This is a genomic window from Candidatus Aquicultor sp., assembly GCF_054640775.1.
The window spans coordinates 1-3,172 of record NZ_JBTSLF010000257.1; the positions used below are offsets into that span (position 1 = coordinate 1).

Genomic DNA, 3,172 nt, shown 5'->3' on the forward strand with positions numbered 1-3,172 from the left:
TTTTCATCGGGGTTTTTATTTCAGTCCTTTTCATTTCCGGAGTTTATGGGGACCAGTCACCGATCGGTATTGATGTTATACAACCTCATACCATCCGTATAGGCAGTTTTTTCCCCGGAGGAAAAGTAACCGTCCGGGCGGTGGTACCTCATGGAGATCAAATCGCCTTCAGGATACTAGGAGCCCGGGAAGAATTAACCCTGATGCGCAAGGGAAGGGTGAGCGGCTTATGGATGAATGTCCAACAAATTCATTTTAAAAATTTGCCTAAGGTTTATCTTCTTTGGACTTCCGAAAAATTGTCTTCCATGGAAGCGGGAGGGGCAACCCCAGGGATGAAATTGAATTATCTGTCTGTACTCTCCGGAAGCCTGGAGACCACAAATCAAGAGGAAAGATCCCTCCTGCTCAATGAATTGATTAAATTAAAGGAGACTGATAAACTTTACCATGTCGTTGAGAGTACAGTCCGGATAAAACCTTTGGAGAAAGGGGTTTGGGATCAAGCTGATGCCGTGTTGGAACTGCCACCCAAAATTTATCCCGGTTCCTATGGGCTTGAACTGCTGGCCTTTAAAGAGGGAAACGGCCGGTTGCTCCATTCCAGTACCCTTGAAGTTAAATTGGTCGGATTTCCGGCTTTGATATCCGGTTTGGCCATGGGGAAAGCATTATGGTATGGGATCCTGGCCGTATTCATCGCGTTGGTCAGCGGTCTGCTCATCGGGATTGTTTTCAGCTCCAAAGGCGGGCATTAGATTTTTGCGACCGTAGATCTGAGAATTTGTCTCTAATTTTATTTGATAAGCGAGATCGTACCCCTCTATCAAGCATCATTACTATTGGTAAGCCGTATCATTTGTAAAAAGAGAAAGATGTTGCATGTTAAACCCCATTAAATATTTTTTGGGACGTAAAAAAAATGAGGAAGAGCTATCCCTCCAGTTCCTTTTCCAGACCTTCAGGGAACTTTTGGATTACAATAACCAGGCCTTGGAATTCATGGCCGATATGGGCGAGAAACTCGGGGGCGATTATCTTTTTGACAAACAATATATTGAAACCGTGACCAATCAGTTGGAAGAGGTGGTCTACAAAGTCGTCTATGACCTCAATTTAATCACCCCCAAAAAATACTTAGACCTTTTTGATGTTTTTGAAAAGGCAAAAATGGAAATCCATGCAGAACTGGATTCCCGGTTCACCCTCCCCAAAGGGGAATATGTTTATCCTCTGAGGGACCTGACCAAAGAAATGTCTGATTATGTAGGGGAAAAAATGGCCACCTTAGGGGAACTCCAAAATCGGTTGGGATTAAAGGTCCCCGAGGGGTTCGTCATATCCACCTATGCCTTTAAACAATTTATTGAGTTCAACAAACTGGAAGAATGGGTTGCCCCTTTAAGCGAAGGGAAGTTTAAGCAAGAGGTTATGGAGGAAAAGGCCAACGAACTAAAAGAACTGATCCTCAAGGCCAAAATTCCTCCGGAACTCAAAAAGGCCATTCGAAAAGCCCTCTCTTCCTGGAAAGATACCCCTCTCAGCGGCTGGGCGGTCCGCAGCAGTGCCCTGGGTGAAGACAGTCAAATCAGTTATGCCGGTCAATATACCACCGTTCTAAATGTTCCTTCTGCTCAAATCGACTTAGGCTACAAGCAGGTTGTGGCCAGTTTGTTTTCTCCCCAGGTCATGAGTTACCGAAATGAAAGGGGCAGCAAACAACAGGAAATGGCTATGGCCGTTGGGTGTTTGCCCATGATCTCCCCCCAGGTCAGCGGGGTCATTTATACCGCTGATCCCAATGGATTGGATGGGGAGGAGATGATCCTGGCGGCTTCTTGGGGTTTGGGGAAGCTGGTGGTGGATGGCGAAGGAGAAGTGGACCAATATAAGGTTTCCAAAGCCGATCCTTATCCGATTTTATGGCAACATATCGGGAAAAAAACAAAACAGTACGCCTTGGAGGAAGGAAAGGGTATATCTCTGGTTTCAGTTCCTGCGGATAAACAGGAAGTGCCTTGCCTGGATGACTCTCTAATGCGGGAGATTATCGACGGCGCCCTCCGGATTGAACAATACATGAAATCCTTTCAAGATATTGAATGGGCCGTCGATCAAAAAGGACAGGTTACTTATCTCCAGGCCCGCCCGCTTCAGTTTTCAGGGAAATTAAAAATGGATAAAAGCCGGCTGATTACCGCCGCTCAAAACTATCCGGTCCTTTTAAAAGACCAGGGGGTAATTGCCAGCAGGGGGATCGGAGCCGGGATTGTTTTTCAAGTTCAATCCGAGGAAGAAAGTCAGCTTTTTCCCCGAGGTGCGGTTCTGGTCTTAAAACATACCTCTCCGCGAATGTCCAAGCTGGTCCCCCTGGCCAGTGCGGTGGTCACTGATATCGGGGCGGTTACCGGCCATATGGCCACGATCTGCCGGGAATTCCGGGTTCCAACCATCGTGGATACCAATTCGGCTACTCAGATCTTGAAGTCCGGTATGGAAGTGACCGTCGACGCCGAGGAGAATGTAATTTACCAGGGGATTGTCAAGGAACTGTTAACCGCCCAACTGATCGAAAAAATACCCTATGAAGAAACTTATGAATTCAAGCTGCTCCGCCGGCTGCTCAAAAAAATATCCACGTTGAATATTACCGACCCCCAGTCCAATGAGTTTGATCCGGCTCATTGTAAAACTTTCCATGACATCATCCGATTTGCCCATGAAATGGCTGTAAGAAAAATTGCCCAAGGCATTCACCCCAGTCAACTGAGTTTTATTCATTCGTTGAACAAACTTAAACTGCCCATTCCCCTTAATTTGACAATCCTCGATATTGGGGGGGGTATTAAAAAGGGCATTTCCTCAAATGAAATAACCCTGGATGAAGTCGATTGCCGGCCTCTTTCGCTTCTGTTACGGGCTTTGATTGCACCCGGGGTGTGGCAGTCCCAGCCGGTTGATCTGGATCTTAAAGGATTTATGTCCAGCTTTACCCGTAACCCCTCCACAGAGGCCCTTTCCACAGAAAGGCTCAATATAAACCTGGCCATTGTTTCCAAGGAATACCTCAATCTGAATCTGGGTCTGGGGTATCATTTTAACCTGATTGACGGCAATCTGTCCGAGGACCGGGACAGCAATTATATCTATTTTCGTTTTTTTGGAGGGGTTA

General features: G+C 46.4%; 2 protein-coding genes. Both read left to right on the plus strand.

The genetic code is table 11. The annotated features are described in order from the left end of the window. Positions 1-758 (plus strand): TIGR02186 family protein (locus ACYC56_RS13740; RefSeq protein WP_461374738.1); only part of this gene is annotated, 758 nt, incomplete at its 5' end. 148 nt (positions 759-906) lie between these two features. Then, positions 907-3,172 (plus strand): PEP/pyruvate-binding domain-containing protein (locus tag ACYC56_RS13745; protein WP_461374739.1); only part of this gene is annotated, 2,266 nt, incomplete at its 3' end.